At 71.8% G+C, this 5,770-nt stretch carries 4 protein-coding genes; all 4 read right to left on the bottom strand.

The window, feature by feature from the left end:
• Nucleotides 1-2,287, bottom strand: a 2,287-nt coding sequence (locus A6Q79_RS13425; protein WP_317698608.1) for a hypothetical protein, incomplete at its 3' end; no start/stop codon positions are given.
• Nucleotides 2,284-3,903, bottom strand: a complete 1,620-nt coding sequence (locus A6Q79_RS13420; protein ID WP_286690791.1) for a substrate-binding domain-containing protein — start codon at nt 3,901-3,903, stop codon at nt 2,284-2,286. The genes A6Q79_RS13425 and A6Q79_RS13420, both read right to left, overlap by 4 nt.
• Complete coding sequence (pstA, locus tag A6Q79_RS13415) at nt 3,900-4,976, bottom strand: phosphate ABC transporter permease PstA (protein WP_317698607.1); 1,077 nt, start codon at nt 4,974-4,976, stop codon at nt 3,900-3,902. The genes A6Q79_RS13420 and pstA overlap by 4 nt, the downstream gene beginning before the upstream one ends.
• The coding region (gene pstC, locus A6Q79_RS13410) for a phosphate ABC transporter permease subunit PstC (protein ID WP_317698606.1) at nt 4,973-5,770 on the bottom strand (798 nt) is incomplete at its 5' end. The genes pstC and pstA, both read right to left, overlap by 4 nt.

Raw genomic sequence — 5,770 nt, 5'->3', positions numbered from 1 at the left:
TGCCGGTCTGCGCCTCCACGTCCTGGGCCGCCTGCTGGGCCGACGCGAAGAGGGCGGCGGTGGTGCCCGTCCGGGTGATCGGCAGGTAGCCGTCGGGCAGGAAGCCGTTGCCCGACCCGCGACGCTGGCCCTCCGTGGTGGCGGTCCGGATGAACGACGCGACGGTGCGCGCCGTGCTGCGGTCCAGGCCCGAGGTCTTCGCCGCGGTGTAGACGACGAGCGTGCCCGGGTAGCCGTTCGCCTGGCGCACGGCCCCGTCCTCGAGCGCGAACGGCTGCGTGCGTCCGGTCGGCCGGGCCGTCGAGATCGCCTTCGCGAGCGTCGCGTCGGTCGGCGCCACGAACTGCCGTCCACGGACGGTGAACGGAGCACGTGGGGACACGGCCGACGTCTGCAGCGCGGCGGTGTGCAGGCCGTACCGCTCGGCGTCGCCGAGGGTCGTCACGCCGACGAGGAACCGTGCGCCGACGCCCTGACGGTCGGCCCGGCCGAGCACGTAGGGGAACTGGTCGGTGCCGAGGCCGCTGCACTTCGTCTGCGAGTACGGCCAGGCATCCAGCAGCGCGTCGGCGATCTTCACGAAGGAGGTCACCGGCGCGGCCAGGCGCGTCAGGTAGGGCGTGTCGTTGTTCTGCTTGAGGCACTCCTGCTGGACGGCGGGGGTGAACGTGTCGAGCAAGGGCCACTCGTCGACCGGGAGCTGCATGCCCTTGTAGGCGGGGTTGATGCGCATGCCCCACGGGTCGGGCCGGCCCTCCACGAAGGCGCGCGCCTCCGGGTCGTCGTCGATGTAGGTCGAGATCGCCTTGATCACGTCGGAGGACTCCGAGAGCGACACCAGGACGGCCGCGGCCTCCTGCTCCCCCGTCGACAGACCGGGGTTCAGGGCCTGGAACTCGGGGTCGGCGTTCAGCGAGCCCGGGTTGTCCTCCAGCCCGGGGTGCTGGCGGCCGAGGCTGGAGCCGGGATAGCTCTGCGTGAGCAGCTTCGCGAGGAGCCGGGCGTTGAGGTTCAGCGTGCGACGCTCGCCGGCGTTCTTCGGCTCGTCGATGACGTAGGAGATCGCGAACCCGGTGACGGCCGTCGGGGCGTAGGCGGTCGGCGCCTCGCCCTCGACGGTCTTGCGGCTCGAGACGAAGGCTCCCGGGATCTCGTCCTGCTGCATCAGCTGGAACGAGGCGAGGTCGGGCAGGACGTTGTGCTGGAAGCGGAAGCGGTCCTTGCGCAGGCAGTAGGCAGGCGCCCACTGCACGGTGGCCTGCGACATCAGCTCCGAGCCGTAGAAGCCGACCGGCGGTCGGTCGTCGAGCACGGAGCAGACGTTCGGCGCGGGGCCGAAGGTGATCGGCACGCTGATCCGGTTGCGCCAGTTCGACTCGGTCCACCAGTAGCGCGGCGACACGCTCTCGTCGACGCCCTGGCCGTCGAAGTTGCTCGAGCCGGGCTCGAAGCGGCCCTGCTTGCGGCAGGCCGCGTTGAGCTGGCGCGAGTCCGACTGCAGGCAGCTGATGCCCATGACGGGGATGACGACGATGCTGCACGCGGTCGTGTCGTTGCAGCCGAGCGACTCGTTCTCGATGCTCGAGCGCACCTCGAACTGGATGTCGCCCTTGCCGTCCACGGTCGTGAACGCGGCCTGCTCGGCGGGCGGGAACGACGCGTCGACGGCCGCCTCGGGAGGCAGGGTGTCGCTGGAGCAGGAGGCGAACGTCTGGCCCTTCGCGGACACGAACGGCGTCACGTGCGTCGACGTGCCCGGCGCGGCTCCGCCGCAGCTCGCCGGGAGCGTCCGCACCCCGGACAGGGCGCTGCGCGCCGTGTCGTCGGCGTAGCGGTCCGAGCGCCAGATGGCTGCGGCGTCCGGCACCTGCAGCTGCGAGCGCTGCTGGACGGTCGAGGTCCAGCAGGTCTCGGGGCGGACGCGCTGCGCCGCCGGCAGGCCGGCATCGTCGCGGCCGCGGCACTGGAGCACGACCACCGGGTACTCCTGGTCCATGCCGTTCTCGCCGAACGGGCTCGTCGAGCGACCGCCGCTCGGGCGGGCGCCGTCCCACGTCACGTGGACGCGCTCGCGTCCGCGCAGGTTGCGGGTGTGGTCGACCTGGACCGTCACGTCGCGGCGGTCCACGCGGACCTCGTCGCCGTTCTCGGTGAAGGTGCGCTCGACGGTCTTCGTCTGGCGGAACGCGCCGACGTCGTCGCCCTGCGCCTGCACGCCGGCCGAGGTGAGGAGTCCGGTGCCGACGGCGGCCACCGCGACGGTCGCGAGGACCTTGCGCCACCTCACGAGCGTGCCCCCGTCGTGCTGCGCGTGCGACGCCGCAGCGCCACGGCGACGACGCCCGGCGCCAGGATGATGGCCAGGAGCTCGACCGCCGCGAGGGTGCCGAAGATCCCGTCGTCACCGGCCCGGCCTGCGGTCAGCTCGGTCTGCACCGCCACCGTCGCCGCGCCGCCGCCCGAGGAGGCGGAGCCGACCGGGAGACCGGTCTCGGGGTCGATCGCGGCGCCCGCGCCGGGCGCGTCGGACCCTCCCCCGGCCGAACCGTCACCGCCCGCAGCACCGCCGGTGCCGCCCGACCCGCCGCCGGCACCGCCGCCCTTCTTCGCCTGCTCCACCGACGTGGGCGCGGTGCCCGTGCCCGTGGTGCACGGCCCCTGGCCCTGCTGGTCGCAGCTCGCCGGCATGGGCGCGATCTGGGCCAGCTTGTTGGCCGACAGGTTGCCCGGCACGAACGTGGGGTTGTTGCACTTCGTGACCGAACGGTCGTTGAGGTTCACCTTCGGGTCGGCCTTCCTCAGCTTGGACAGCTCCGTGAAGCCGGCCTGCACGAGGTTGAGCGGCAGCGGGGAGTACCCGTACTTGCCGGCCTTCGTCTGCCCCTCGCAGAGCGAGTAGAACATGAAGTCCGCCAGCGACTGGCGCTTGGACGTGGTCATGCGCTGGTCCTTCGCGCCGGTCGGCAGCAGCAGGTAGCTGTAGGACGAGAGGGGGTAGGCCCGCTTGTCCTGCGCCGTGTAGACGCCGAGCAGGTCCTGCGTCAGGTCCTTGCGGATCCGCGCCTTCGTCAGGGCGACGGCGACGTTGTACTGCGTCGGCTCGACGTAGTAGCCCGACCGGTTCAGCACCTTCACGACCGGGAAGTTCTTGTTGACCGGGTAGGAGTACTCGACGTAGCCGATCGTCCCGTTGCCGGCCGCGTCGGCGATGGTGTTCATCACCTGGTCCGAGCCGTTCGCGCCGGTCGCGTTGCCCTTGCGCGGGAAGTAGGACGTGAGGCCCGCGCGGCCGAAGAACGGGCGCCAGTCGCTCGCGTGCTGCGAGTCGAGCCAGGCCGTGAACTGGGCGGTGGTGCCCGAGCCGTCGGAACGGACGACCGGTCGGATCTTCAGCGACGGCAGCTTGGTGCCGTTGTTGTCCTTCGCGATCGCAGGGTCGTTCCAGTTGGTGATCTTGTTCGTGAAGATCTTCGCGATGGTGTCGCCCGACAGGCGCAGGTTGCGGACCATCTTCCCGCCGACCCGCACCTGGTAGGTGAAGGCCGTGCCGCCCGCGACGATCGGCACGTAGGAGAAGGGCCGGTTCTTCGGCGGCGGGTCGTCGCCGCCCTGCGCACCGCTGCCCTGGTAGGGCACCTCGGTGATGCCGAAGTCGGTGGTGCCGGCCGCGAACGCCTTGCGTCCGGCCGACGAGCCGCGTCCGGTGTAGGTCACCTTGATGCCGTTCGCCGACACGTCGGTGATCCACTGGTTGACGATCACCTGGGACCAGGTGGAGCCCGACCCCTCGATCTGGGCGTAGGCAGCCTCCGCGGGGCGCGACGACGCGATCAGCACCGCGATCGCGAGCAGCACGACGCCGACGCCCGCGCGAGCGGGGCGGGCGAGAAGACTCTGGTTCACCGGGTTCCCTTCCTCGGTCGCGCCAGGAGGCGAGCGACCACGAACAACGTGAGCACGAGGCCCAGCAGCACGGAGGCGGCTGCGAAGGCGCGGGCGATCTCTAGCGGCTCGCCGGAGCGGACCGTCGAGTAGATGTAGAGCGGCAGCGAGTTCATGACGCCACCGGTCGGGTTGGTCACGAGGAACGTGGCCGAGCCCGAGGTGAGCAGGACCGGCGACGTCTCGCCGATGCCGCGCGCGACGCCGAGGATGACGGCGGTCGCCAGTCCGGGCCGCGCCGTCGGCAGCACGACGTGCCAGACCGTGCGCCAGCGCGAGGCGCCGAGCGCCAGGCTCGCCTCGCGCAGGCTGCCGGGCACGACCCGCAGCACGACGTCGGAGGCGCGGGCGATGATCGGCAGCATCATGACGGCCAGGGCGAAGGCGGCGGCCAGGCCCGAGCTCGGCAGCCCGAGCGTCACGATCGCGACGGTGTAGATGAACAGCCCGGCGACGATCGACGGCAGGGCCGTCATGGCCTCGACGACGGTGCGCACGATCCGCGCGAGCCGGCCGCCGACCTCGGTCATGTAGATCGCGGTGCCGATGCCGAGCGGGATGGTGATGGCCACGGCGATGCCGACCTGGATCAGCGAGCCGACGATCGCGTGCAGGATGCCGCCCCGCGTGAACGGGTCGCGCGGACCGACGCCCTCCATGTCGTGGGTGAAGAAGTTGACGTGGAACAGCGCCTCGCGGCCGCGCAGGAAGATGAACAGCACGGTGCTCAGCAGCGCCAGGCCCAGCAGGACCACCGCGGCGTGCACCACGGCGCTCATGACGCGGTCAACGACCTCCGGCCCCGTCCCGACCACGGCCGTGAGCAGCCCGACGATCACCAGGCCCAGCACGAAGGTCGTCAGCGTGAACGCGACCGCACCGTCCCAGGGCAGCAGGCGGTCGGCCGTCGTGCCCCGGCCGGCCGGCGCGGCGGGCACGGGGGGCGCGACCGCCTGCGTGGTCACGGGCGGGACCGTGACGGCCGGGAGGTCCGTCGTGCGGGTGAGGTCGGGGTCGAGGGTGGGCGCGCTCATGCGTCGGCTCCTGCTCCGGACCGGCTGCGCGCGACGACCATCGCGGCGAGCGAGTTGATGATGAGGGTGATGACGAACAGCACGAAGCCCGCGGCGAGCAACGCGGCCAGCTGGGTGTCGGCGGCCTCGCCGAAGCGGCCCGCGATGAGCGCGGAGATGGTGTTGGTGCCGATCTCCAGCGGCCGGACCTTCAGGTCGAACGACGGCGAGATGATCAGCAGGACCGCGATCGTCTCGCCGAGCGCGCGGCCGAGACCGAGCATCGTGCCGCCGATGATGCCGCCGCGGCCGAACGGCAGCACCACGGTGCGCACGACGCCCCAGTGGGTCGCGCCGAGGGCGAAGGCGGCCTCCCGCTCGCCGGGCGGCGTCTGCGAGAACACCTGGCGCATCACGGCGGTCGCCATCGGGATCACCATCATCGCGACGGCGAGACCCGCGAGGAACGCCGAGGCGGTGTAGGCCGAGCGGTCCCAGACCGCGGCGTCGGGGTCGGTGTCGACCCGGAAGATCGGGATGAAGCCGAGGTGCTGGTGCAGCCAGTGGGCGACGTCGGCGACGTAGGGCTTCAGCAGGAAGAACCCCCACAGCCCGTACACGAGGCTGGGCACCGCCGCCATGAGGTCGACCAGCGAGGTGAGCGGTGCGCGCAGGCCCGGGGGCGCGTACTCGGCGATGTAGAGCGCCGCGAGCAACGACAGCGGGAACGCCACCACGAGGGCGACGGACGCGACGGTGAACGTACCGATGAGCACCGAGCCGATGCCGAGCTTGTCCGACTCCGGCTCCCACTG

The sequence above is a fragment of the Aeromicrobium sp. REDSEA-S32_B7 genome, from assembly GCF_001626145.1.
Taxonomy (GTDB): domain Bacteria; phylum Actinomycetota; class Actinomycetes; order Propionibacteriales; family Nocardioidaceae; genus Aeromicrobium; species Aeromicrobium erythreum.
This window is presented reverse-complemented; position numbering and strand designations above follow the sequence as displayed.